Source organism: Caballeronia sp. AZ7_KS35, from assembly GCF_023631045.1.
GTDB classification, from domain to species: Bacteria; Pseudomonadota; Gammaproteobacteria; order Burkholderiales; family Burkholderiaceae; genus Caballeronia; species Caballeronia zhejiangensis.
The window spans coordinates 57,082-81,504 of sequence record NZ_JALQDV010000028.1; the positions used below are offsets into that span (position 1 = coordinate 57,082).

At 65.8% G+C, this 24,423-nt stretch carries 19 protein-coding genes; 10 read left to right on the top strand and 9 right to left on the bottom strand.

What is annotated here, in order from left to right:
- Positions 1-55: 55 nt before the first annotated feature.
- On the bottom strand, positions 56-1,552 hold the full coding sequence (locus NCT05_RS17285; protein WP_008353815.1) for a UdgX family uracil-DNA binding protein: 1,497 nt from the start codon (positions 1,550-1,552) through the stop codon (positions 56-58).
- A gap of 198 nt (positions 1,553-1,750) precedes the next feature.
- On the opposite strand from NCT05_RS17285, the gene NCT05_RS17290 reads away from it, so the two are divergent.
- A complete protein-coding gene (locus tag NCT05_RS17290; protein WP_250502777.1) occupies positions 1,751-2,461 on the top strand; it encodes a glycosyltransferase family 2 protein in 711 nt (236 codons plus the stop codon).
- Between the two features lie 7 nt (positions 2,462-2,468).
- Here the strand turns inward: NCT05_RS17290 and NCT05_RS17295 are convergent, their stop codons facing one another.
- The 6 genes from NCT05_RS17295 to NCT05_RS17320 all read right to left on the bottom strand — a co-directional run bounded on the left by NCT05_RS17295 (position 2,469) and on the right by NCT05_RS17320 (position 9,236).
- Entirely contained in the window at positions 2,469-3,056 is a 588-nt protein-coding gene (locus NCT05_RS17295; protein ID WP_008353813.1) for a nucleotidyltransferase family protein, read from the bottom strand.
- 110 nt (positions 3,057-3,166) lie between these two features.
- A complete protein-coding gene (locus tag NCT05_RS17300; protein ID WP_008353812.1) occupies positions 3,167-5,389 on the bottom strand; it encodes a xanthine dehydrogenase family protein molybdopterin-binding subunit in 2,223 nt (740 codons plus the stop codon).
- A complete protein-coding gene (locus NCT05_RS17305) occupies positions 5,386-6,375 on the bottom strand; it encodes an FAD binding domain-containing protein (protein ID WP_250502778.1) in 990 nt (329 codons plus the stop codon). The genes NCT05_RS17300 and NCT05_RS17305 overlap by 4 nt, the downstream gene beginning before the upstream one ends.
- Positions 6,376-6,385: 10 nt before the next feature.
- The gene (locus NCT05_RS17310; RefSeq protein WP_250435556.1) at positions 6,386-7,078 is read right to left on the bottom strand and encodes a (2Fe-2S)-binding protein; all 693 of its coding nucleotides are present in this window, start codon (positions 7,076-7,078) and stop codon (positions 6,386-6,388) included.
- Between the two features lie 309 nt (positions 7,079-7,387).
- The gene (locus NCT05_RS17315) at positions 7,388-7,903 is read right to left on the bottom strand and encodes an isochorismatase family protein (protein WP_008353809.1); all 516 of its coding nucleotides are present in this window, start codon (positions 7,901-7,903) and stop codon (positions 7,388-7,390) included.
- Positions 7,904-7,907: 4 nt separating this feature from the next.
- Positions 7,908-9,236 carry a hypothetical protein gene (locus NCT05_RS17320; RefSeq protein WP_008353808.1) on the bottom strand — a complete coding sequence of 443 codons (1,329 nt, stop codon included), beginning with the start codon at positions 9,234-9,236 and terminating at the stop codon, positions 7,908-7,910.
- 62 nt (positions 9,237-9,298) lie between these two features.
- Here NCT05_RS17320 and NCT05_RS17325 point away from each other — a divergent pair, with 62 nt between their 5' ends.
- The 9 genes from NCT05_RS17325 (at position 9,299) to NCT05_RS17365 (ending at position 23,120) form a co-directional block, all read left to right on the top strand.
- Positions 9,299-9,721 (top strand): GFA family protein, encoded by a 423-nt coding sequence (locus tag NCT05_RS17325; protein WP_008353807.1) that lies wholly within the window; start codon positions 9,299-9,301, stop codon positions 9,719-9,721.
- A gap of 7 nt (positions 9,722-9,728) precedes the next feature.
- On the top strand, positions 9,729-10,640 hold the full coding sequence (locus NCT05_RS17330; RefSeq protein ID WP_250502779.1) for a DUF72 domain-containing protein: 912 nt from the start codon (positions 9,729-9,731) through the stop codon (positions 10,638-10,640).
- A 151-nt stretch (positions 10,641-10,791) separates the two neighbouring features.
- Complete coding sequence (locus NCT05_RS17335; RefSeq protein ID WP_250435557.1) at positions 10,792-12,378, top strand: S53 family peptidase; 1,587 nt, start codon at positions 10,792-10,794, stop codon at positions 12,376-12,378.
- A gap of 43 nt (positions 12,379-12,421) precedes the next feature.
- Entirely contained in the window at positions 12,422-14,119 is a 1,698-nt protein-coding gene (locus NCT05_RS17340) for a S10 family peptidase (RefSeq protein WP_175979130.1), read from the top strand.
- A gap of 931 nt (positions 14,120-15,050) precedes the next feature.
- Entirely contained in the window at positions 15,051-17,171 is a 2,121-nt protein-coding gene (katE, locus tag NCT05_RS17345) for a catalase HPII (protein ID WP_250502780.1), read from the top strand.
- 110 nt (positions 17,172-17,281) lie between these two features.
- Entirely contained in the window at positions 17,282-20,545 is a 3,264-nt protein-coding gene (locus NCT05_RS17350) for an ATP-binding protein (protein ID WP_250502781.1), read from the top strand.
- A 125-nt stretch (positions 20,546-20,670) separates the two neighbouring features.
- The gene (locus tag NCT05_RS17355; protein ID WP_008353800.1) at positions 20,671-21,204 is read left to right on the top strand and encodes a hypothetical protein; all 534 of its coding nucleotides are present in this window, start codon (positions 20,671-20,673) and stop codon (positions 21,202-21,204) included.
- A gap of 227 nt (positions 21,205-21,431) precedes the next feature.
- Positions 21,432-21,698 (top strand): hypothetical protein, encoded by a 267-nt coding sequence (locus NCT05_RS17360; protein ID WP_008353799.1) that lies wholly within the window; start codon positions 21,432-21,434, stop codon positions 21,696-21,698.
- Between the two features lie 207 nt (positions 21,699-21,905).
- A complete protein-coding gene (locus tag NCT05_RS17365; RefSeq protein ID WP_250502782.1) occupies positions 21,906-23,120 on the top strand; it encodes a L,D-transpeptidase in 1,215 nt (404 codons plus the stop codon).
- 15 nt (positions 23,121-23,135) lie between these two features.
- On the opposite strand, the gene NCT05_RS17370 is transcribed toward NCT05_RS17365, so the two are convergent.
- On the bottom strand, positions 23,136-24,020 hold the full coding sequence (locus NCT05_RS17370) for a DMT family transporter (RefSeq protein ID WP_250502783.1): 885 nt from the start codon (positions 24,018-24,020) through the stop codon (positions 23,136-23,138).
- 87 nt (positions 24,021-24,107) lie between these two features.
- A complete protein-coding gene (locus tag NCT05_RS17375; RefSeq protein WP_008353795.1) occupies positions 24,108-24,293 on the bottom strand; it encodes a hypothetical protein in 186 nt (61 codons plus the stop codon).
- Positions 24,294-24,423: the final 130 nt, after the last annotated feature.

Genomic DNA, 24,423 nt, shown 5'->3' on the forward strand with positions numbered 1-24,423 from the left:
TCGTCTTGTTGCGTCCTGTTTCGTCCTGTTTCGTCCTGTTGCATCTGCGGCTCGTTCAGCGCGTCGGGTCCTTCACCGGCGTGCGGATGGTCGCGGTGCCGTCGGCGATCTGCTGCGCGAAAACGAGCGCCTCGACGATCGTCCCGAAGACTTCCGCGCGCACTTTGTCGTCGGCGAGGCGCATCAGATACGACGGGTGATACGTCGGCACGATGATGTGCCCCTTATGCTCGATGGTCTTGCCGAGATACTCGGACAACGCCGTGCGATGCCCCGTGAGCGCCTTGAGCGCCGTCGCCCCGAGCGCGACGACGACTTTCGGCCCGATGCGCTTCAGTTCTTCGTCGAGCCAGTAGCGGCAGGCTTCGCGTTCGCGCTGCGCGGGCGCGAGATGCGCGCGCTCCTCGCCTTGCGCTTCCCATTTGAAATGCTTCACCGCGTTGGTCAGATAGAGCGATTCGCGCGCGATCTGCGCCTCGGCGAGCGCTTCGTCGAGCAGCTTGCCCGCCTGACCGACGAACGGCTTGCCCTCGCGGTCTTCTTGATCGCCCGGCTGCTCGCCGACCAGCATCACGCGGGCGTCGCCGGGACCGACGCCCGGCACCGCCTGCGTCGCGTTGCGCCACAGCGCGCAGCGCCTGCATGCATCGAGCGACGGCGGCTCGATCAGCATCGTGCCCTTGATCGGCTCCAGATCCGTGTTGATGGCGACTTCCATGTCGGGCGGCACATTACGCGGATGACGGTCGCGCCGCGAATAGGGATCGGCGCGGGAGATCAGCGCGGGATCGGTGCGCGCGTTCTCCGGGCTTTTCCAGTAGCGCACCGGCATATGCGACGCCATTTCGGCGGCGTTTTCCTGCGCCGGCGCGAACGTGCTCTCGTAATACGCGAGCCAGAGCGCCTCGATGGCGTCGCCGCTGATGGCTTCGCCGCTCATCGCGGTGTCGCCGAAATCCATCGGCTTTTCTTCCGGCTCGCTCGTGCGGTCCACGCGCAGGAGCGCGCCGTCCCAGAACGCGGCGCCGTGCGGCGTGGCGATCATCCACGTGGCGCTGCCCATGCGCGTGGCGAAGTGCATCGCGGCGTGCTCCAGCACATCGTGCACCGGCTCGAACCAGCTGATGAACTCGGGCGGCCCGAGCGACGAATCGCGATGCCGGAAACGCAGCACTCTGCGCATTTCGCTTTCTTCGGCCTCGACCGATTCGATCATGCGCCGCAGCCGATGCCCGTCCGGATCTTCCGGCGAGGCGATCGCGCGGTCGCCCTGCGTCCAGCGCCACAGCGCCTTGTAGAGAAACCGCCAGCGGTCGGGCGCGCGAAAGCACGCCGCCGTTTCGAGCATGGCGAGGAATTCGCGCGCGATCTTGACCGGCTTCTTCGCATTCGGATCCGACGGGCCGCGCGACGCAACGATGGAGCCGAACACCGTTGCCGATGCATCGGTTTCGAGCCATTCCACGTCTTCCGGGCGCGCGTCTTCCATGAGGAGATTGCGCGCCTCGGTACGCCAGGCAGCGAACGACGGATCGATGGTGACGCTTTTCATCGGCGAACGGAATCATAAAAGCACTGTATATCCATACAGTAATTCTAGCGATTCCCGCCGCTTTTCAGCAACTATTTAGAGACGATCGCGCCCTTATACGGCGGAGCGGCCCGCCATTCACGGGAACGGCCATTGCTGAAATTCATCCATCGCGCCGTCCGATTGCCAACGGAAAAAAACTCACACACGGAGCCGCCAATGCTTGCCATCGTCATTCCTGCTCACAACGAAGCCGCGCATATCGGCGCGTGCGTCGCGGCTGCACGTCGCGCGGCGGATCATCATCAACTGCTTGGCGAGGCGGCGCGCGTGATCGTCGTCGCCGACAGTTGCAGCGATGACACCGCCGCCATCGCGCGGGCGCTGGGCGCGGAAGTGACGTGCACCGAAGCGTGCAATGTCGGCGTCGCGCGCGCGCATGGCGCACAGCGGGCGCTGGCGCTGGGCGCGCGCTGGCTCGCGTTCACCGATGCCGATACGACCGTCGCCGCAGACTGGCTCGTGCGCCAGCTCGACTGCTGCGCGGACGCGGTGTGCGGCGTGATCGGCGTGCACGACTGGTCGCCGCATATCGGCGCGGTGCGCGAGCACTTCGGGCGCACTTATACCGATGCGGACGGGCATCGGCATATTCACGGCGCGAACATGGGCGTGTCGGCGAGCGCGTACGTGAAGGCGGGCGGATTTGCGCCGCTGGAGACGAGCGAGGACGTGGCGCTCGTCGAAGCGCTGATGGCGACCGGCGCACGGATCGAGTGGAGTGCGTCGCCGCGCGTGGTGACGAGCGCGCGGACGGATTTCCGGGCGAAGAAGGGATTCGGCGCGACGCTGCTCGACGTCAGCCGGCGCTATCTGCCGATCGGCGCCGACGCCGAAGATTCCGCGGAAACGGCGGCGATCGCGGCTTAAGTCGCGCTCAAGTCTGCCCGAGGTCGCTCGGCAAATCCACGTCGCGCAGCACGTTCGCATCGTCCACTTCGACGATGAACGGCTTGTGCGTCGTGAAGATGGCGCGTGCGCCCGCGTCGCCGTCGAGCGTGGCGAGCATCTCGCGATGCGCGATGCCGAAGCCCACCGGATGCCCGCGCTTGCCACGATGGAACGGCGCGACGAGCGCTTCGCCGCCGTCGAGCGCACGCGCGACCGCTTCATACGACGACGCTTCGATCCACGGCATGTCGCCGAGCGCGACGAGCCAGCCATCGGCTTCGGACGTCGCGCGCACGGCCGCGGCGAGCGTCGCGCCCATGCCGCGCTCGGCGTCGACGCTGAAGATGACGTTGCAGCCTGCTTCGTTGAGCACGTCGGCGAGCTTTTCGGCGCCGGGACGCACGACCGCGATCACTTCGGCGCACACGGCGAGCAGCCTGCGCGCCGACTGGAACACGATGGGCGTTCCGTCGGGCAGGGTGGCGAGCAGCTTGTTGTGGAGTCCGGACGGGTCGAAACGGGTGCCGAGACCCGCCGCCAGCAGAATGCCGGTCGCGTTCGACGAATAGGTCATCGCGGGTGCTCGTGTGGGGATGAATCGCGATTGTGCGGCGCATCGAACGGCGTCGCAAGCATAAAAAAACACACGGCGGCCGGGCGGACCGCCGTGTGCGTCGTTTCACTTCACGCCATCGTCGGCGGCAGGATTTTGTCGAGCGTAATCGGCAGATCGCGCACACGCACCCCCGTCGCGTGATACACCGCGTTGCCCAGCGCGCCTGCCACGCCCGTAATGCCGATCTCGCCGATGCCCCGCGCGCCGTGCGGATTGATATGCGGGTCCGGCTCGCCGACGAACGCGATATCCAGCATGCCGATATCCGCGTTCACCGGGACGTGATATTCCGCGAGATTCGCGTTCGTATAGCGCCCGTAGCGCGAATCCATCTCGCTCTTTTCCAGCAGCGCCGAGCCGACGCCCCACACGATGCCGCCCATCAACTGGCTATGCGCGGTCTTTTCGTTGAAGAGCGTGCCGACGTCGTACACGCCGACGATGCGCGGCACGCGGATGATCCCGAGGTCCGCATCGACATGGACTTCCGCGAACACCGCGCCGAACGAGTGAAACGAATACTGCTTTTTCTCGTCGCCGGGCCGGGTCGTGGCGATCGCCTCGATCGGCTTGCCGCCGTTGCGCGCGATGATCGCCGCCGCGGGATCGCGCTTGTCAGGATTCGACAGGCTCACGACCCAGCCGTTGGACACGGTCACGTCCTCGCGCGCGAGACCGGCGACGGGCGATCCGCGATCCGCGAGCGCCATCGCGATGAGTTGATCGCGCGCCTCCATCGACGCCGCCCGCACCGCCGGCGACACGCTCGCCGCCGATTGCGAGCCGCCCGAGACCGGCGCCTTCGGCAAGGACGAATCGCCGAGCGCGAAGCGCACGTAATCGAGCGGAAAGCCGAGCGCGTCGGCGGCGACCTGCGTCATGATCGTGTACGTGCCGGTGCCGAGATCCTGCGTGCCGGACGCGACCATCGCTGTGCCGTCGGGCAGGATGCGCGCCACTGCCGACGCCTCGCTGCGATTCGCCGGATACGTCGCCGTCGCCACGCCCCAGCCGATGAGCGTATTGCCTTCGCGCATCGACTTCGGCGCGTGGTTGCGCTTGGACCAGCCGAAGGTATCCGCGCCGCGCCGATAGCATTCGAGCAGCGCCTTCTCCGACCACGGCTTCTTCTCCTGCGGCTCCATGTTCGCGTGATTCTTGATGCGAAACGCGAGCGGATCCATGTTCAGTCGATACGCCATTTCGTCCATCGCCGATTCGAGCGCGAACGAGCCGCTCGTCTCGCCGGGCGCGCGCATGAAGGTCGGCGTGCCGATGTCGAGCTTGACCAGCTTGTGCGACGTCGACTGGTTCGGCACCGCGTACAGCATGCGCGTGACGATCGCGGAGCTTTCGGTCCAGTCCTCGAACGTCGATGTCGTCGAAACGACGTCGTGACGCATGCCGGTCATGATGCCGTCGTCGCGCGCGCTCACCTGAAAGCGCTGCTCGGTGAATGGCCGGTTGCCGACCATGCCGAACATCTGCGGCCGTTCGAGCACGAGCTTGACGGGGCGGCCGGTCTGCTTCGACGCCATCGCCGCCAGCACGACGTGCGACCACACCGACCCCTTGCAGCCGAAGCCGCCGCCGACGAACGGGCAGATCACGCGCACGTTCTCATCGGAGATGCCGAAGAACTTCGCGACCGCGCTTTTCGCGCCGGACACGCCTTGCGTCGCGTCGTAGAGCGTGAGATTCGGGCCGTCCCAGCGCGCGACGGTCGCGTGCGGCTCCATCGGATTGTGATGTTCGTACGGCGTCGTGTAGACGGCGTCGAGGCGCGTCGGGCCTTGTTTCAAACCGGCGTCGACGTCGCCGCGTTTCGTCGTGATCGCGCGGCCCATCATCTTTTCCGGCTGATACGCCGAGGCCTTCGCGCGCGTGAAATCCGCGTTGGGCATCGCGGCTTCGTAGCGCACGTCGACGTAACGCGCCGCGCCTTGCGCGTGCTCCAGCGAGTCCGCGACGACGACCGCGACCGGCTCGTTGCTGTAGCGCACCTCGTTGGTCTGCAAGAGCGTCAGCTTGCGCACGGCGGGCGGCTGCGCGTCAGGGACGCCGTTGTTCGGCAGGCGCATCGCGTTCCGATACGTCATCACAAGAAGCACGCCAGGCATCGATTGCGCGCGGCTCGTGTCGATCGACGCGATACGGCCGTGCGCGACCGTGCTCGTGACGATGACCGCGTGCGCGAGCTTGGCGTCGGTGTTGTCGGCGGAATAGCGTGCCTGGCCGGTGACTTTCAGCACGCCGTCGGTGCGATCGAGCGGTTTTCCGATGACAGTCATGCGACACCTCCGGCCTGTTGAACCGCGCGCACGATCGCGCGCTGCGCGAGCACGATCTTGAACGCGTTGTCGCGCTGCGGCTGGGCGCCCTGTACGGCGAGCGCGGCGGCGTTCTGCAGCGTGGCTTTATCGAGCGATTGGCCGACGAGCGCGCGTTCGGTCGCGTTCGCGCGCCACGGCTTGTGGGCGACGCCGCCGAGCGCGATGCGCGCGCTCTTCACCGTGTTGCCGTCCATCTGCAACGCGGCCGCGACCGATACCAGCGCGAACGCATAACTCGCGCGGTCGCGCACTTTCAGATACTTCGAGTGCGCGGCGAAGAGCGGCGGCGGCAGATCGACCGACGTGATGAGCTCGCCTGGGTGCAAGGTCGTGTCGAGCTCGGGCCTGTCGCCCGGCAGCCGATGAAACTCCGCGAACGGAATCGTCCGCTCGCCGTTCGGGCCCGCGACGCGCACGACGGCATCGAGCGCCGCGAGCGCGACGCTCATGTCGGACGGATTCGTCGCGATGCACTGACGGCTCGCGCCGAGAATCGCGTGCATGCGATTGTTGCCGTCGATGGCCGCGCAGCCGCTGCCCGGCGAGCGCTTGTTGCATTGAGGAAAGCCGGTGTCGTAGAAGTACGCGCAACGCGTGCGCTGCATCAGATTGCCCCCGACGGTCGCCATGTTGCGCAGTTGCGCCGATGCGCCCGCGAGCAGCGCCTGCGACAGAAGCGGATAGCGTTCGCGCACCCACGCATGATTGGCGGCGTCGCTGTTGCGCACGAGCGCGCCCAGGCGCAGACCGCCATCGGGCAGGGCGATGATGCCATTCAGGCCGTCGATGTGCGTGATGTCGACGAGCCTCATCGGCCGCATGACGCCGCCTTTCATCAGGTCGAGCAGATTCGTGCCGCCGCCGATGAACATCGTGCCCGGCTGGCTCGCGGCCGCGAGCGCCGCGCCAATATCCGGCGCGCGCTGATAGGAGATCGCGTCCATGTGCGTCTCCTTATGCGTTGCCCGACGCGACGGCTTTTACCGCCGCGACGATGTTCGGATACGCGCCGCATCGACAGATGTTGCCGCTCATGCGCTCGCGAATTTCGTCGTCGGAGAGTTGCGCGGGGCGAAAGCGCACGTCGGCCGTGACCGCGCTCGCGTCGCCGTTGCGATATTCGGCGATGAGCGCCGTCGCCGAGCACAATTGCCCCGGCGTGCAGTAGCCGCACTGAAAGGCGTCCTTCTCGATGAACGCGCGCTGGATCGGCGCGAGCGTGTCGCCGTCGGGCGCGAGGCCTTCGACGGTCGTGACGGATTCGCCGTCGTGCATCACCGCGAGCGTCAGGCACGAGTTGATGCGCCGGCCCGACACGATCACCGTACACGCGCCGCACTGGCCGCGGTCGCAGCCTTTCTTCGTGCCGGTGAGGTTGGCGTATTCGCGCAGCGCGTCGAGGAGCGTCGTGCGCGCCTCGACCTGCAGTTCATACGGATGGCCGTTGATGGTGAGCTTCACGGGCAACATCGGCGTGGCGGCGGGCGGCGGCGCCAAGGCAGGCGTCGCAGCCGGTTGCTGCGCGTGCGCGTGCGGCGCGGCGGTCACTGCTGCGGCCGCGGCGGCGGATTGCAGGAAACGACGGCGCGACGGCTTTTGCGCCGCGTCGCTGGCGTCGTCGTGAGGATGGGTATCGGCTGGGGACATGGCGATCGGTTGCTCCTCGCTCGTTCGGAAGGGCGTCGACGGGCTCAAGTCTTCACGGGGATTCGCTCGCAGCCGATTGCGACGGATCGGGCGGAGCGCCGATGCTCGAGTCCTCGGGGCGGCGCAAGAGGCGCGGTTCGCGATCGTTCGGCAACTGTAAGGGAACCGAACGTTCGTCGAGCCGCAATCGCAGACTATAGCAAGTGGGGTGCCATGCGCTCGGGACGGACGCTGGCTGGCTTATGAGCGGGCCGTGCGGGTAAATGCTGCATGCGCGCGTAAAACTAACGGTCTGGTTCGAAACCCACGTCACTTGATAAGCGCAAGCACGTCCCGAAAGCGCGGATGCCGGCAACTGCCCATCCATCCGAAGATCGTCGTTTCGACCGTCGTGAGCCGCGCGCCGTCCTGCCGCGCCCGTTCGATCGCGACGGCGCGATCCGCGGCTCGCCGCGACGCGACCGCGTCCGCCACGAATTCCACGCGATAGCCGAGCCGCAACACTCCGAGCACCGTCAGCAGCACGCACACATGCGCCTCCGCGCCGGCGACCCACAGCGTCGCGGGCGCGGGCGGCAGCGCATCGACGAACGCGGGTTCGAGCGTCGCATCGAATGTGTGCTTTTCGACGACTTTCGCCGACCGGAGATCGACGGGCAGGCTTTCGACCGTCCCGCCGAGCCCGCGCGGATTCTGCTCCGTAAAAAGCACCGGCACGTCGAGCAGGTTCGCCGCGCGCAAGAGCGTGCCGGCGCGCTCCGTCAGACGTTGCGCGCCATCCAGATGCGGCAGGAGCCGCGCCTGCATGTCGACGATGACGAGCATCGCGTCAGGCCTCGCTCTCCATGATCCGGTCGATGAGCCGCGCGTTCTCGCCCGCGGAGCCGATGCCCGCATGCTTGGCCATCGGCACGAAGAAGTGCGTGGCGATCGGCAGCTTCGAGCGTTCGAGCCAGTTGGTCAGATGCGCGGCGAGGCGCTTCGCCGGCGTCTTCAGTTCCTCGCGCAGCACGCCGGGCAGCTTCTCGAAGTGCCGCATGTCGGTCTGATACGGCTCGGGCGCGACGCACAGCGCGTTCGGCCGGCCATCGACATCGACGGGAAGGCGTTCCAGCGCCTGATGCAGCAGCGCGACGCCGAGGCCCTCGCCGCGCCACGGCTTTCTCACTTCCCACAGGCTGATGTAAATCACGCGATGCGCGTTGTAGACCTCGCACAGCTTCTCCGGACCGAGCGCTTCCGTCGATGCGAGCGCGAGCGAGAGCATTTCGCCCGAGTAAGTGTCGAGCGTGTAGACGAGATCGGCGCTGCTCGTGAGCGGCGGCACCTTGACGAGTTTCAGCCGCACCGCCGCCGCGACGATATCGCTGCCCGCCTCGTGGAAGACGGCGAACGCGGTGCCGAGCCGCTCGTCGTCGACCTGCGGGTATTCGTGGCGATAGGTCATCGTGAAGAGAAACGGCCCGATCTTCTCGCGATACGCGAGCGGCCTGTCGACGTCGTAATCGTCGACGCCGTCGAGACCGTACGGATCGTAATCGCGCTTTTCTCGCCGCTCGCCGTTTTGCGCGGCGGCGAGCGCCGCGAGCGGACGGCGCGATTCCGGCACGAGATCCTCCGGCAAACCTTCCCAGCTCAGACGCAAAAACTCCCGTCCGCCGCGATAGTGCGTCTCGAAGAGCGAAAGAACCGGCTCGCCCGCGACCGGATCGAGAATGCGCTGGGCGCACTCGTAGGCGCGGTCGAGCAGCTGATCGGCTTCGGCGGGATCGGGCGCGAGATGCGGCTCGCTGCCTTGCGGCTCGGCGGGCAAGCCTTTTGCAACGCGTTCCTTGTGCGCGAGCTCGAGCCATTCGTCGGCCGCGCGTTCGGCGATGAAACCCGCCGCGATGCGATAGCCCGTCAGCACGATCGACTGGCCGGTGCGGCCGAGCGGGAACACGTACTCGTCGTTCATGACGTCGTCGACGGTGACGCCGCGGAACGTTTCGCGCGGCGCGTTCGCATTCGCGACCGCATCGAAGCGATCATGCGACAGCACGTGGGCGACGAGGTCGGATGCGGCCGGACCGAACTCCGATCCGGCGCCGGGAAGCAGCTTCAGCAGGGACAAGGTACTCGCGGTATACGTGGTGCCGGTCGTGCTTGGTGTGCTCATGAGTGCCATCTCCGATCGTGAAGGGTTATCGTAACAAACCATCGTATTTACGGGAGAGATCGATGAGCGTTGAAAAGGACGAAACGCGGGCGGCTACGGTTCATGAAGGCGGATGCGCGTGCGGCGCGTTCCGCTTTCGCGCGACGGGCAAGCCCATTCGCGTCTGCATCTGCCACTGCACGACGTGCCGGCAAGTGCATGGCTCCGCCTTCGGAGCTTATGCGATTTACGCGCGCGGCAACGTGATGATGAGCGGCAGCCTTTCGACGTGGAAGAGTTCCGACGATGGCCGGCGGCACTTCTGCCCGGCGTGCGGCTCGGTCGCGTACATGGAATTCACGACGCGCGACGAAGTCGATCTGCCCATCGGCGCATTCGACGAAACCGGCGTCTTCGAGCCGACTTACGAGCTCTGGTGCAAGCATCGCGAGCCGTGGCTGCCGCAGGGCGCGCGGGCGGAATACGACGAAGGCCGTCCGCACTAGGCGCGCGATGACCGGGCGCATCCGCATCGGCATTTCGGGCTGGCGCTATGCCGGCTGGCGCGGCGTGTTCTATCCGAAAAAGCTCGCGCAGGCCCGCGAGCTCGATTTCGCGTCGCGCGCGGTCCAGACGGTCGAGATCAACGGATCGCATTATTCGCTGCAAAGCGTGACGAGCTATCGCGCGTGGCGCGACGCGACGCCCGATGGCTTCGTCTTCAGCGTGAAGGGGCCGCGCTATCTGACGCACATGCTGCGTTTTCGCGACGAAACGGCGATTCCGGCGATCTCGAACTTCTTCGCGTCCGGCGTGCTCGCGCTCGGCGACAAGCTCGGTCCGTTCCTCTGGCAGTTTCCGCCGAACTTTTCCTTCCGTCCCGAAGCCTTCGAACGCTTTCTCGAATTGCTGCCGAAGGATACGGTCGCCGCCGCGCGGCTCGCACAGGACCACGACACGCGCGTGAAAGACCCGTGGTTCGAGCCCGGAAGAAAGCGCGCGCTGCGGCACGCGATCGAGATCCGTCATCCGAGTTTCTGCACCGATGAATTCGTGCGGCTGCTGCGCAAACACGGCGCGGCGCTGGTCGTGTCGGATTCGGTGGCCGGCTGGCCCTATGCCGAAGATCTCACGTCCGACTTCACTTATTTGCGGCTTCACGGCAGCGAAACGCTTTATGGCGGCAGCTATAAGGACGAGGCGCTCGACGAATGGGCGCGCCGCATCGAATGCTGGGCGTCGGGCGGACAGATCGCCGACGCGCGGCTGATTTCATCGGCGAAAGCGCGGCCGCGCGCGGGCCGCGACGTCTTCTGCTACTTCGACAACGATCAGAAAGTGCGCGCCCCGTTCGACGCGCGACGCCTGATGGAGCGCCTCGGCATCGCGCTCCCCGCCGAGCCGCACATCGAGACGAAACGTTGAAGACCGGGACAGCTTTTGTCTCGCTGGAACTGCATGCTCTCGTCAACGGTCCGAGCAATTGCATTCGCGCCCGGAAAATAAGACGATAAGCGCGGGCAGCGGCAGGATCGAGAAACTTTGATTTTCATGGCCAACGAGGAGCATCGATACCATGACGAAGCAACCGGTCAGCGGCAGCGACAAGATTCATCCCGAAGGCGCGCAATGCATCGGCGACTGCGATCCGTCCGAACAGATCGAAGTCATCGTGATGCTGCGGCGCAAGGACGAGGCGGGCTTCAAGCAGATGATGGCGCGCATCGATTCCGGCGAAGCGCCCGCGCAAGCCGTATCGCGCGAGGAATTCGACAAACGTTTCACCGCCTCGGACGACGACATCGCCAAAGTGAAGGCGTTCGCGCAGCAGTACGGCCTGACGGTCGTGCGCGCGGAAACCGAAACGCGCAGCGTCGTGCTGAAAGGGACCATCGAACAATTCCAGAAGGCTTTCGACGTCAAGCTCGAACGCTTTCAACATCACAACATCGGCGAATATCGCGGACGCTCGGGGCCGGTGAAGGTGCCCGACGAAGTGCACGACGCCGTCACCGCCGTTCTCGGCCTCGACAGCAAGCCGCAGGCGCGTCCGCACTTTCGTTTCCGTCCGCCGTTCAAGCCGGCGCGCGGCGCGGCGAGCGCGTCGTTCACGCCGGTCGATCTCGCGCGTCTCTACGATTTCCCCGATGGCGACGGCGCGGGCCAATGCATCGCCATCATCGAGCTGGGCGGCGGCTATCGCGATGCCGATCTTTCCGCGTACTTCTCGAAGCTCGGCGTGAAGTCGCCGCAAGTCGTGTCGGTCGGCGTCGATGGCGGCAAGAACGCGCCCACGGGCAATCCGAACGGCCCGGACGGCGAGGTGACGCTCGATATCGAGGTCGCGGGCGCGGTGGCACCGGGCGCGCGCATCGCCGTGTACTTCGCGCCGAACAGCGACGCCGGTTTCGTCGATGCCGTCAATCGCGCGCTGCACGATTCCACCAACAAGCCTTCGGTCATATCCATCAGTTGGGGCGGGCCGGAGGCGAACTGGTCGTCGCAATCGATCGGCGCGTTCAACGACGTGCTGCAAAGCGCGGCCGCGCTCGGCGTGACGGTGTGCGCGGCATCGGGCGACAGCGGCTCGTCCGACGGCGCGGGCGACGGCGCGGATCACGTCGACTTTCCGGCGTCGAGCCCGTATGTGCTCGGCTGCGGCGGCACGAGCCTGAAGGCGTCGGCGACGGGCATCGCGAAGGAAGTCGTCTGGAACGACGGCGATCAGGGCGGCTCGGGCGGCGGCGGCGTGTCCGGCGTGTTCGCGCTGCCGGCGTGGCAGAAGGGTTTGTCGGTGATGCGTAACGGCAAGCAGACGGTGCTCGCGAAGCGCGGCGTGCCGGACGTTGCGGGCGACGCATCGCCGCTGACCGGCTATGAGGTGCTGATCGACGGCGAGGATACGGTCGTCGGCGGCACGAGCGCGGTCGCGCCGTTGTGGGCGGCGCTGATCGCGCGCATCAACGCGATCAACGGTTCGCCATCGGGCTTCGTCAATCCGAAGCTCTACACGGCGAAGACGGCGTTTCGCGACATCACGGAAGGCAACAACGGAAGTTTTTCCGCGGCGGCCGGCTGGGACGCGTGCACCGGCATGGGCAGTCCCGACGGCGCGAAGATCGCGGCCGCGTTGAAACCCGCGAAGTCTTTGAGCAAGGCGTAAGACAGTGAACAACAACCACGACGACGATTCTGGAGCGATCACGATGAACTCCGATCCACTGGCAGCGAGCGACAAACCTGCGAACGCGGAAGAACCGGCCTTGACCGCCGCCGCGAAGAAAGCGCCGAAGAAGACCACGACGGCGAAGAAGGATCAGCCGTATTTCGATCCGGTCGCGTACGGCAACGGTCCCGACGACGCCATCGCGGCGACCGAGGCCGACGAGAACGCGGCGATCACGCATCACAGCGTGACGATCGGCGGCGCGAAGATCGCTTATACGGCGACGGTCGGCCATCTCGTCACGGTCGATCCGAGCAGTTCGAAGCCGAGCGCGAAGATGTTCTACGTCGCGTTCACGAAAGACGGCGCGAAGGAAGAGGCGCGTCCGCTGACGTTCTTCTATAACGGCGGGCCGGGGTCGTCGTCGGTGTTCGTGTTGCTCGGCTCGTTCGCGCCGCGCCGCATCAAGACGGCGATGCCGGGCTTCACGCCGCCCGCGCCGTATCAGATGGAAGACAACCCGGACAGCCTGCTCGACCGCAGCGATCTCATCTTCATCAATCCGGTCGGCACGGGCTATTCGGCGGCGATCGCGCCGAACAAGAATCGCGATTTCTGGGGCGTCGATCAGGATGCGGGGTCGATCGCGCAGTTCATCAAGCGTTATCTGACGAAGAACAATCGCTGGAATTCGCCGAAGTTTCTGTTCGGCGAGTCGTACGGCACGGCGCGCAGTTGCGTGCTCGCGTACAAGCTGCATGAGGACGGCATCGATTTGAACGGCGTCACGCTGCAATCGTCGATTCTCGATTACGCGCAGGCGGGCAATCCTGTCGGCGCGTTGCCGACCGCCGCCGCCGACGCGTGGTATCACAAGAAACTCGGCGTGCATCCGACGCCGACCAACTTGCTGACGTTCGTGGAGGAAGTCGCGGAGTTCTCGCGCACGGATTATCTGAACGCGCTGCGCAAATTTCCGCAGACGGACGATGAAGTGGTCGAGAAGCTCTCCGAATACACGGGCATCGACCGCGCGACGTTGCTGGCGTGGAGTCTCGATATCGCGGCTTACGACAGCCGGGGGAATTCGCTTTTTCTCACGACGCTCTTGAAGTCGAAGGGCGAATCGCTCGGCTCCTACGATGGCCGCGTGACGGCGATATCGACGGGCATCGCGGGCAAGATCGATCCGAATTCGGGCGGCAACGATCCGACGATGACCGCGGTGAGCGGCGTCTACACGACGATGTGGAACAGCTATCTGAACGAGCAGTTGAAGTTCACGTCGACGTCGTCGTTCACGGACCTGAACGATCAGGCGTTCCTCAACTGGGACTTCAAGCATACGGACCCGACGGGCGAACAGAAGGGCCTGGATTCGAAGGGCAACATCATTCTCTACACGGCGGGCGATCTCGCCGCGGTGATGGCGCTGAACGTCGATCTGAAGGTGCTGGCCGCCAACGGGATGTACGACTTCGTGACGCCGTTCTATCAGACGATCATCGACTTGCAGCAGATGCCGCTGATCGACAAGACGGTGCGGCAGAATCTTTCGGCGACGTTTTATCCTTCCGGACACATGGTCTATCTCGATGGCGGATCGAGGACGCAGCTCAAGGCGGATCTCGCGAAGATGTACGACGAAGCGACCACGAATCATGCGGCTATGAGCCGGATCATTACGTTGCAGAAGACTACGGCGGATAAGTTGGGGGCGTTGTCGCCGGTGGGGTGATGGTTTGCTTTTACCGCGAGGCGGTGGGGTTCGGGGGTTTTTTGTTTTGTTGTCGCCGGATCCCGTATTCGTGTCGGCTCCGGTTTTTCGCCGGATCCCGTATTCGTGTCGGCTCCGGTTTTTCGCCGGATCCCGTTTTCTTAGTGGTCTATTAGCACTGCCCCTGTGCGGGGCGGCACTTACTTTCTTTGCTGCTGCAAAGAAAGTAAGCAAAGAAAGCAGCTTCCGATACGCCCGCGGTCACACGCAATTTGGGTAGTCCTCTCGTCGTTCGTGGGCTGCCTAAAGAGTGCCCTCATAGGCCCCATCGGGCTTGGCTCGCGCACGGTCTGCCACATCGCACCACACAACAAACTGGTTCAGCACCAAATAGCTCCAGCCCGCTTCGCGGCGGACCGGTCAATCGGGAATGCGCGTGCTTCGCTACTAACATCTTTATCGCACTGCGCGCGCAAACCGATGGTTTCCCTTGCACACCCCGCGGCAGCGCGTAGCGCTGTGCCGATGCTGTTTCGTGCTGAACCAGCGCCCTCGAAGTTATTGGTTGGCAGACCGTGTGCGAGCCAAGCCCGATTAGGTGTTTGAGGGCACTCTTTAGGCGAGTGCCGCCTGGGACGAGAGGACTACCCAAATTGCGTGTGACCGCGGGCCTGAAAAGCTGCTTTCTTTGCTTACTTTCTTTGCAGCAGCAAAGAAAGTGAGTGCCGCCCCGCACAGGGGCAGTGCTAATAGACCGCTAAGAAAACGGGATCCGGCGACTACAGCAAGGAAAGTGACTGCCGCCCCGCACAGGGGCAATGCTAATAGACCACAAAGAAAACGGGATCCGGCGAAAACAACCACGGCGAAAAGCACCCCCGCCCGGGAACATCAATTGCGATAGAGGACCGCAAGTCCTCACCCAAACCCCGGAGTCCGCAAAAAAATGGCAATGGAGAAGCAACCGCCCGAAGGCGGCGTAGCCCGCACCCCCTCGCAGAGCAACACCAACAAAAAAGTCGAATCCCTCGAAACGTTCCGCTCCGACGCGACCAACCAGGCCCTGACGACAAACCAGGGCGTCAAGATCGCCGATAACCAGAACACCCTGCGCGCCGGCGAACGCGGCCCTTCGTTGCTCGAAGACTTCATCATGCGTGAAAAAATCACGCACTTCGACCACGAGCGCATTCCGGAACGCATCGTCCACGCCCGAGGCTCGGCCGCTCACGGCGTCTTCAAGGTGTACGAATCGCAGGCCGAACTGACGAAGGCCGCCTTCCTGCAAGACCCGTCGAAGGAAACGCCCGTCTACGTGCGCTTCTCGACCGTGCAAGGCTCGCGCGGCTCAGCCGATACCGTTCGCGACGTGCGCGGCTTCGCCGTCAAGTTCTACACCGAAGAAGGCAATTTCGATCTCGTCGGCAACAACATGCCGGTATTCTTCATTCAGGACGCGATCAAGTTCCCCGACTTCGTCCACGCGGTCAAACCCGAGCCGCACAACGAAATGCCGCAAGGCGCATCCGCGCACGACACCTTCTGGGACTTCGTCTCGCTCGTGCCCGAATCGGCGCACATGGTGCTCTGGACCATGTCCGATCGCGCGATTCCCCGCAGCCTGCGCACGATGGAAGGCTTCGGCATCCACACCTTCCGCTTCATCAACGCGCAAGGCAAAGGACGCTTCGTCAAGTTCCACTGGCGGCCGACGATCGGCTCCGCATCGTTGCTCTGGGACGAAGCGCAGAAACTCGCGGGCAAGGATTCGGACTTCCATCGGCGGGATCTGTGGGAAGCGATCGACAACGGCGACTATCCCGAATGGGAACTTGGCGTGCAGATCGTCGAAGAAGAGGATGAACACAAGTTCGACTTCGATCTGCTCGATCCGACCAAGATCATTCCCGAAGAGCTCGTGCCGCTCAAGATGATCGGCAAGCTCACGCTGAATCGCAATCCCGACAACTTCTTCGCCGAAACCGAGCAGGTCGCGTTCTGCCCCGGGCACATCGTGCCGGGCATCGATTTCACCAACGATCCGCTGCTGCAAGGGCGTCTGTTCTCCTACACCGACACGCAGATCAGCCGGCTCGGCGGCCCGAACTTCCACGAAATTCCGATCAACCGGCCACTCGCGCCACTCGCCAACGGTCAGCGCGACGCGATGCATCGCCAGACGATCGACAAGGGACAGGCGTCCTACGAGCCGAATTCCATCGACGGCGGATGGCCGAAGGAAACCCCGCCCGCCGCATCGGGCGGCGGCTTCGAAAGCTACACGGAGCGCGTCGAAGGCTCGAAGATCCGCGTGCGCAGCCCGTCGTTCAAGGACCATTATTCGCAAGCCACGCTCTTCTGGAACAGCATGACCGATCCGGAAAAGGATCACATCGTCGGCGCGTATTCGTTCGAGTTGTCGAAGGTCGAGCGCAAGCACATCCGCGAGCGCCAGCTCGGCATTCTCGCGAACATCGATGAGACGCTCGCCGCGCGCGTCGCCGAGAATCTCGGCTTGCCCGCGCCGAAGAAGAACGCGAATGCCGACGAGCTCGGCAAGTCTTCGGTGACGGAATCGCCGGCGCTGTCGATCGTCGCGAAAACGAAGCCGTCAATCAAGACGCGCAAAGTCGCCATTCTCGCCGCGCCTGGCGCCGATGCCGCGAGCATCAAGGCCGTCCAGGACGCGCTGAAAGCCGAGGGCGCGCACGCAAAGGTCATCTCGCCGACGCTCGGCTCGCCCGCGCAAGGCATCGAGGCCGATGCGACCATCCTCGGCATGCCGTCGATCATGTTCGACGGCGTGATCGTCGCGGGCGGCAAGGACAGCGCGAAGACGCTGTCGGAATCCGGCGACGCGCGTCACTTCGTGCTCGAAGCGTTCAAGCATCTGAAGGCCATCGGCGCGATCGGCGACGGCGAGGACCTGCTCGCGGCCGCGCATCTGCCGGGCGGCGAGGAAGGCGTCGCCGTGGGCAGCGACGCGAATGCCGTGCTGAAGAGCTTCATCGAAGCGATGAGCAAGCATCGCGTGTGGTCGCGCGCGCAAAAGGCGGAGTCGGTGCCCGCCTGACGCGCGTTTCGCGCCGCGCAACGAAGCGCGGCTTCATGCGTCACGCCGTCGATATACGCGCCCGGGTGTTTTTGAGACACTAGCCGCACTCGGGTCCATCGGGGCGTGACGTGTTCAATCTAGCGCAGCATCGCGCCGGCGCCGGGCAGGGCGCGTGCGCTGTTCTCGCGTGTGTGCTCTGCATCGCGTGCGGGTTTGCGCATGCGAAGGAGTCCATCGTGATCGGCGCGGTGCCGGGCATGGCGCCGCCGCTCGACATGGCCGATTCGGTGAATCATTGTTCGGCGCGGCCGGGCTTGCCGCGCGGCATCTCGGCCGATTTTGCGAACGCCGTCGCGAGTGCGCTCGGAATCGATCCGGACTGGCGCTTCTTTCCCGACAGGCCGGCGATGATCGCGGCGCTCAGGCTCGGCGACATCGACATGGCGACGGGCGCGACAGGCGAAGACGCCGGCGAACCGCTCGCGTTCAGCCGCCCGTATCTGCCGACGAAGCTGATCTACGTCGAGCCGCTCCATTCCCATCCGCCGACGCATCGGCTTGCTTACGTGGCCGCGCAGACGTCGCCGGCGCGTCTGCGCGCGGCGTATCCATCGCTCGAACCCGTGGCTTATCCCGATCTGACCGGCGCGCTGCTCGCGGTGTCGCTCGGCGACGCGGACGCCTTCGTCGGCGACATGACCGTGGCCTCGTACACGATCGATCATTTCGATTTGCCGAACCTGACGATCACCGGTTTCGCGACCTTCGACGAAGGCGGCTACAGTTTCGCGTTCGCGCCCGGACGCGCCGACGCCGATGCGCTGCGCAAGCGCGTCGACGATGCGCTCGCCGCATTGCCGCCGAGCTTCGCGCTCGTGACGCACGAGCGCTGGCAGCCGGCGGCGTCCGCGATCACGCGCAACACGCCGATCCCGCTCACGCGCGAGGAAGCAGCGTGGATCGCGGCGCATCCCGTCGTGCATTATTCGATGCTCGCGCAGGCCGCGCCGCTGATGTTCCGCGATCAGCGCGGCAACGCGGCGGGCATCGCCGTCGATATCCTCGACGCGATCGCGCGCGTGACCGGCTTGCGCTTCGAGCCGCGCATACGCACGTCGATGGCGCAGTTGCGCGCCGATCTGAAGAGCGGCGCGTCCGCGATCGTGCCGTTCAGTCTCGGCGCGTTGTCGCCGTTGCCCGGCGGCGAGGCGACCACGCCGACGGGCGAAAGCATTTTTGCGATCGTGACCGCCGTGGGCCGTCCGCCCTTGCGCGACGCCGCCGCGCTCGCCGGCAAGCGCATCGCGATTCCGCACGATTGGCCGATCCTGAGCTTCGTGCGCGAGGATGCGCCGCAAGCGCGCATCGTCGATTCGAAACCGTTCGACGGTCCGTTTCGCGCCGTGGCCAACGGCGACGCCGATGCGGCCGTCGCCGATCTGCCTTTCGCCAATTACGCCGTGGGCAATCCGTTTCGCGGCACGCTCACGATCAGCGGCGTGCTGTCGACGAAGCCGATTCCGCACGGACTCATCGTCAGTGCGGGCGAGCCGGTGCTGCTCGGCATCCTGAATCGCGCGATCGCGAGCCTGCCGCCGCCGGAACTCGAATCGATCCGCACGCGCTGGAAGCTCGCCGAGCATCCCGAAATGATGTGGGAGCGCCGCCGTCCGCAAGTCGAGCTGGGCGCGCTGCTCGGCATTGCGCTTTTGCTCGCGCTCGCGGGCTGGGCGTTGACGCTGCGCGTGCAGATCGCGCGACGGATCGCCGCCGAACGCGCCATGCGCGCCGCGAAGGAAGAGGCGGAAACGGCGAATCGCGCGAAATCGACGTTCCTCGCGACGATGAGCCACGAAATCCGCACGCCGATGAACGCCGTGCTCGGCCTGCTGGAAATGGAGCTGCGTGCGCCCGGCGAGCGCGCCGCGACCAAGCGCGCGCTGTCGACCGCGCATCACGCCGCGCGCGATCTGCTCGGCATGATCGACGATCTGCTCGACGTCGCGAAGATCGAGGCCGAGCGCCTCGTGCTCGCGCCCGCGCCGCTCGAGCTCGAATCGTGGATCGCGGGCGTCGCGGCGATCTACGAGCCGGCCGCCCGCGCTAAGGGCATCGCGCTCGTCGTGAAGCGGCTTTCCGGCGACGGTCCCGTCTGGATTCTTGCCGATGGTCAGCGTTTACGGCAGATCGTCGGCAATCTGCTCTCGAATGCGATCAAGTTCACCGATACCGGCGCGGTCACGCTCGAACACGACGTCGCGCCGGCGCTGGACGGCAGGCGCGCGGTGACGCTCGCGGTGTCCGATACGGGCATCGGCATCGCGCCCGGGAAGCAGGCGCTGCTGTTCACGCCGTTCGTGCAGACGCACGATGGCCGTGCGCGCAGCGTCGGTGGCACCGGCCTCGGCCTCACGATCAGCAAGCGGCTCGTCGAGATGATGGGCGGCGCGATCGAGCTGGCGAGCGAGCCGGGGCGCGGCACGCGCTTCACCGTGCGGCTCGATTTGCCCGAGGCGGATGCCGTCGCGTGCGCCGCCGATGCGCCGGCCGTGGAGACGGGCGTATCGGCGGTATCGCTTGCGGGCTTGCGCGTGCTCGTCGTCGACGATCATCCGGCGAACCGCATCGTGCTCGACGGACAAATCCGGCTGCTCGGCGGCGTCGCGCAACTGGCCGTAGACGGCAAGAGCGCGCTCGCACGCTGGCGCGCCGCGCCGCACGCCGTCGACGTGATTCTGACCGACTGCTCGATGCCCGAAATGAGCGGCGAGGAACTGGCCCGCACGATTCGCGAGGACGAAGCGAAGCATCCGGCGACGCGCGCCGTGCCGATCATCGGCCTGACAGCGAACGCGCAGCCCGAGGCGGCATTGCGCGCGGTCGCATCGGGCATGAACGCGTGCCTCGTGAAGCCGCTCGGCCTCGACGCGCTGCGCGAGGCCTTGCTCGCCGCGACGCGCGACGGCCGCGTGCCGGTTGCAGCGCCGGTCGCATCGGCGACGCGCGAATCCGGCGAGCCGGTTCTGAATGCGGCGTTGCTCGCCGGTTTCGGCGAGCAGGCCGGGACGCTCGTCGATACGCTGAAATCCGCGAACGCGAGCGATCTCGCCGGTGCGCACGCCGCGTTCGCCGACAACGACCACGCCTTGCTGCGCGACATCGCCCATCGCATGAAGGGCGCGGCGGCGGTGATCGGCGCGGCGTCGTTCATGCGCGCGTGCGTCACGTTGCAGCGCGACTGCGAACTGGCGGTCGACGACGATCGCAACGGCGAGGACGATGCGCGCATCGCGGCATCGTTCGCGGCGTTCGTCGCGGCGGCCGAGGCGCTCGATGCGGCGCTCGACGCGGCGTCGGCATCGGTTTGTCCGGCGTCCGGCGCGTCGACGTGACGCGGCTTCGCGGATCGCGAGCAACTCTTCGCGTGCGGCGCGCGTTTCGTGTGCTTTAATTGAACCTCCGATCATCTTGAAAACAAGCGGCGGACCGAGGCCGCGATCGATGGCGCACGAAACGCATGAGTCGAAGGGATACCGGGTTCACCGAGGAACCGAAACCGGGCGCGCGCCGCGCCCGCCGGGCCGCGCGCGCGGCGCTCGCGTGCTGCTGCGCGATGCTCGCATGCGTGCCCGGCACGCCGCGCGCCCAGCGCGCCGAATGGCTCGATGCGCGCGTCACGCAGGCGACCATCGTCGATACGATCTGCATTCCGGGTTACGTCGACCGCGTGCTGCCGTCGTTTGAAATCCAGATGCGTCAGAAGGAGCGGCTGCTCAAGCAGCGCAGCATCGATCCGTCGTTCGCGTCGGAATACGCGCTCGATCATCGTATGCCGGTGCTGCTCGGCGGCTCGCCCAACTCGCCCGCGAATCTCGATCTGCGCCGCTGGGAAGGGCGCGAGGGCCAGCGCCGAAAGGAACGGCTCGCGGTGTACCTGAAGCGCTGCGTCTGCACCGGCGACATGACGCTGAAAGAAGCGCAAACCGCAATGGCGGGCGACTGGCCGAATCGGTATCCGAATCTTTCCAGCATGACCTGTACGGGCCTGTAACGATGCGTTCGGCTTATCCGTCCGATTTAGAACATTTATTGAAATAGGCGGAATGTCGCATCACACGCGCCATTAACGGGATTAGTATGGAGCTATCTCGAAATTAGTCCTGGAGTCGCCATGATGCTCGCGTATGTGTCCCTCTTCGTTGTCGGTACGCTCGCGGCGCGGATGATCGCGAGGCAGAGCCGGCGGCCTGTTTTCGCACGCGCAAGAAGGTGACGGCGATGAACCTGCTCGTCTGGAATCTTCCTCAACGCTGCGCCGCGCGCGACGTGCGGCGATTTCTCGAGCACGAACTCGGGCAGTATGCGAGCGACATCGAAGTTCACGGCGCGGGCACCGCTCACGCCTACGCGACCGCCAGGCTCGCGACCGATGTGCCTTACATCGGCGAGGCGATCGCCCAGAAGCTGTGCCATCAGCGCTTTCACGACGAACCTTTGCGTGCCCGGGCTTCCGCGTCCGGCGACGCCTCCATCCGTCTGCATTGATGTTTCCGCTGCGCCGCGCATCGTCGCGCGTGCGGTCGGAACGAACTTTGCTGCGCTTCCGTTGACGAACCTCAAGTAGCGGCGAAGCCGGCGCGTCGTGCGCGCCGGCTTTTTTGTCGATGCGCGCAGTCTCGCGCATGGGCCGCTCGAACCGGGCGATCCGGTGGATCGTCCGTTGGCGAATGGCAGAGCGGATCAATCAAATCAATGCATCAGGCAGGAAAGAGCAGGACGAACAAGACGCCGATCGGCGCAAGGTTTCTCGTGTGCGCGGCGGCGGGCGCGCTTCTTTCGATCTCGACGGCGGCTCGCGCGCAGCCTCAGGCGGCCTCGGGCGCATCGGGAGCGGTCGCGCAGGGACGCGTGACGGCGTTGCCCGTCGCGCCCGTGGCCCGCTCTATCCCGGTGCCGCCGATGCCGCAGGGCGCAAGCATTCCGCAAGCCGCGAGCGCGCCCGAGCGCGCGCTTCCCGCCATGCCCGTGCCGATGCCCGCGCAACCGGCTCCGGAGGCGTCGGCTGCATCGGCTGCATCGGCGGCGAGCGCAGCCAGCGCGGCATCGGCGGCGAGCGCGGCATCGGAAGCGGCCGTGCCCGAAGTGCCCTTGCCGCCGGAAACACCCGAGCCGAATCTCGCCCAGCGCAGCGGCATGCAGCCGGCCGGCGCGTATGCGATGCGGCAGACCTTCGCGAAGGAAGTCGATCGGCGGCTCAATGTGCCCGTCGCGGATCAGCAGGGCTACGGCCGTCTGCTGCAACGTACGCTGGAAGAAGACGGTCACGGCGGCCTCGTCAACGAATTCGTCGTGATGGTCGATCGCAGCGCGAACGTGCAGGCGATCTTCGTCTATTTCCGCGCGAAGGCCGACGATGCGTGGTCGATGATCGGCGCATCGCCGGTATCGACGGGGCGTCCCGGCAGTTACGATCACTTCCTCACGCCGCTCGGCGTCTTCCAGCATGTGCCGGGCAACATGGACTTTCGCGCCGAGGGCACGCTCAACGAGTTCAAGATTCGCGGCTACGGCGCGCGCGACATGCGTATCTACGATTTCGGCTGGGCCGAAGGCGAGCGCGGCTGGGGCCACGGCGGCAAGTCGCCGATGCGCTTCCAGATGCACGCCACCGATCCCGAGAAACTGGAGCCGCTGCTCGGCATGCGGCATTCGAAGGGCTGCGTGCGGATTCCGTCGACGCTCAACACGTTCTTCGATCATCACGGCATTCTCGATGCGCAATACGAGGCGCGCGTATCCGAAGGCCAGTCGATGTGGGTGCTGAAGGCCACGCGCAAGACGACGCCCTGGGCGGGGCATTATCTCGTCGTCGTCGATACCGGAAGGAAGACGCGGCCCGCGTGGGCGCCGGGTCCGGGCAAGGCGGTGCGCGAGCACATCCCGGCGGGCGCGGACACGGTCGATTGAGGCGTGCCGGGCGTGCTATTTCGAGCGCGCGAGCAGCACGCCCGCGAGCGCGACGCCGAAGCCCGCGAGCTGCATCGCGTCGAGCGTCTCGCCGAATGCGAGATAGCTTTCGAGCGCGGCGAGCGGCGGCGCGAGAAAGAGCAGGGCGGTCGCGCGCGATGCGTCGCCGCGACGGACCATCCATACGAGCAGCGTCGTCGCGACGCCCGAGAGCATCACGATGCCCCACGCGAGCGCGAGCCACGTCGTCGTGGAGACGATGAAGCGATGCTCGCCTAGCGCGATCACGAGCACGAGCGCGACGATCGTCGCGCCCGCGTTCTGCAACGCGCTGGCGCTGCGGATATCGGCGCGCGCGAGCGAAGTCTTCTGATACAGCGTGCCCGCGGTGATCGCGACGACGGCGAGCACGGCGATCGTCGCGACGAGCCATTGCGGCGCGTGTCCGGACGATGCGTGCGTGACGGGCGCGCCGCTCGCCGCGATCTTCGGCGCGAGCACGAGCGCGACGCCGAAGAGGCCGAGCACGAGCCCGCTCCATGCGCGCGGCGAGAGCCGTTCAGCGAAGAGCCGCGCGGCGACGGCGGCGGTCAGAAGCGGTTGCAGCGCGCCGAGCAGCGCCATGATGCCCGCACCCATGCCTTGCGCGACGGCCCAGTAGCCCGCGCCGAGATAGACGCCTTGCAGCAGCGCGCCGGCGAACAGATGCCGGCCGATGTCCCCGCCTTTCGGCCATGGCGCGCGCGTGACGACGGCGATTGCGAGAAACAGCAGCGTCGTGCCGCCGAAGCGCGCGAGCAAATAGAGATTCGGATCGACGTAGGGCGTGATCGCCCTTGCGACGATGAAACCCGTCGACCAGAGAAACACGAAGACGGGCGCGGCGAGAATCGAGACCATGTGAGGCAAGCGGCGAAACGAAATGCCGCAGTATCGGCCGGAACGCTTGCGCGCGTCTTGTCTAACCGTGCACTTCGGCGCGGCGCGTCATTCGATGGTGAACGTATCGAGCGGCTGATTGGCGCGCGCTTCGCCCTCGAAACGCCGCGATAGTTGCGCATGCAAGCGCTTTGCCTCGTCGAGTGTGAGGTCGATCCAGTAGGGATCGCCAGCCGCGTCGTTCAGACGTTCGGGAGGGAACTGGATTTCGATCACCACGCCTTTCTTGTACATCGTGTTGCCTCGTTCAAAGCTCGTGCATAAGGCACTAAGTCTAGCGGAGGCGTGCTTGTCGATTGCGTACCCGGGGGAAAGAATTCATTGCGCGTCGTGGCTTGACGAATCGCGCTTGCCAGAGAAATGC

What these genes read in the sequence shown, in the direction of transcription:
- NCT05_RS17365 (WP_250502782.1), top strand. Translation starts at nt 21,906, where the DNA reads ATGCATCAGGCAGGAAAGAGCAGGACGAACAAGACGCCGATCGGCGCA.
- NCT05_RS17305 (WP_250502778.1), bottom strand. Translation starts at nt 6,375, where the DNA reads ATGGACGCGATCTCCTATCAGCGCGCGCCGGATATTGGCGCGGCGCTC.
- NCT05_RS17335 (WP_250435557.1), top strand. Translation starts at nt 10,792, where the DNA reads ATGACGAAGCAACCGGTCAGCGGCAGCGACAAGATTCATCCCGAAGGC.
- NCT05_RS17285 (WP_008353815.1), bottom strand. Translation starts at nt 1,552, where the DNA reads ATGAAAAGCGTCACCATCGATCCGTCGTTCGCTGCCTGGCGTACCGAG.
- NCT05_RS17370 (WP_250502783.1), bottom strand. Translation starts at nt 24,020, where the DNA reads ATGGTCTCGATTCTCGCCGCGCCCGTCTTCGTGTTTCTCTGGTCGACG.
- NCT05_RS17330 (WP_250502779.1), top strand. Translation starts at nt 9,729, where the DNA reads ATGACCGGGCGCATCCGCATCGGCATTTCGGGCTGGCGCTATGCCGGC.
- NCT05_RS17290 (WP_250502777.1), top strand. Translation starts at nt 1,751, where the DNA reads ATGCTTGCCATCGTCATTCCTGCTCACAACGAAGCCGCGCATATCGGC.
- NCT05_RS17325 (WP_008353807.1), top strand. Translation starts at nt 9,299, where the DNA reads ATGAGCGTTGAAAAGGACGAAACGCGGGCGGCTACGGTTCATGAAGGC.
- NCT05_RS17300 (WP_008353812.1), bottom strand. Translation starts at nt 5,389, where the DNA reads ATGACTGTCATCGGAAAACCGCTCGATCGCACCGACGGCGTGCTGAAA.
- NCT05_RS17355 (WP_008353800.1), top strand. Translation starts at nt 20,671, where the DNA reads ATGAGTCGAAGGGATACCGGGTTCACCGAGGAACCGAAACCGGGCGCG.
- NCT05_RS17295 (WP_008353813.1), bottom strand. Translation starts at nt 3,056, where the DNA reads ATGACCTATTCGTCGAACGCGACCGGCATTCTGCTGGCGGCGGGTCTC.
- NCT05_RS17320 (WP_008353808.1), bottom strand. Translation starts at nt 9,236, where the DNA reads ATGAGCACACCAAGCACGACCGGCACCACGTATACCGCGAGTACCTTG.
- katE (WP_250502780.1), top strand. Translation starts at nt 15,051, where the DNA reads ATGGAGAAGCAACCGCCCGAAGGCGGCGTAGCCCGCACCCCCTCGCAG.
- NCT05_RS17375 (WP_008353795.1), bottom strand. Translation starts at nt 24,293, where the DNA reads ATGTACAAGAAAGGCGTGGTGATCGAAATCCAGTTCCCTCCCGAACGT.
- NCT05_RS17315 (WP_008353809.1), bottom strand. Translation starts at nt 7,903, where the DNA reads ATGCTCGTCATCGTCGACATGCAGGCGCGGCTCCTGCCGCATCTGGAT.
- NCT05_RS17360 (WP_008353799.1), top strand. Translation starts at nt 21,432, where the DNA reads ATGAACCTGCTCGTCTGGAATCTTCCTCAACGCTGCGCCGCGCGCGAC.
- NCT05_RS17340 (WP_175979130.1), top strand. Translation starts at nt 12,422, where the DNA reads ATGAACTCCGATCCACTGGCAGCGAGCGACAAACCTGCGAACGCGGAA.
- NCT05_RS17310 (WP_250435556.1), bottom strand. Translation starts at nt 7,078, where the DNA reads ATGTCCCCAGCCGATACCCATCCTCACGACGACGCCAGCGACGCGGCG.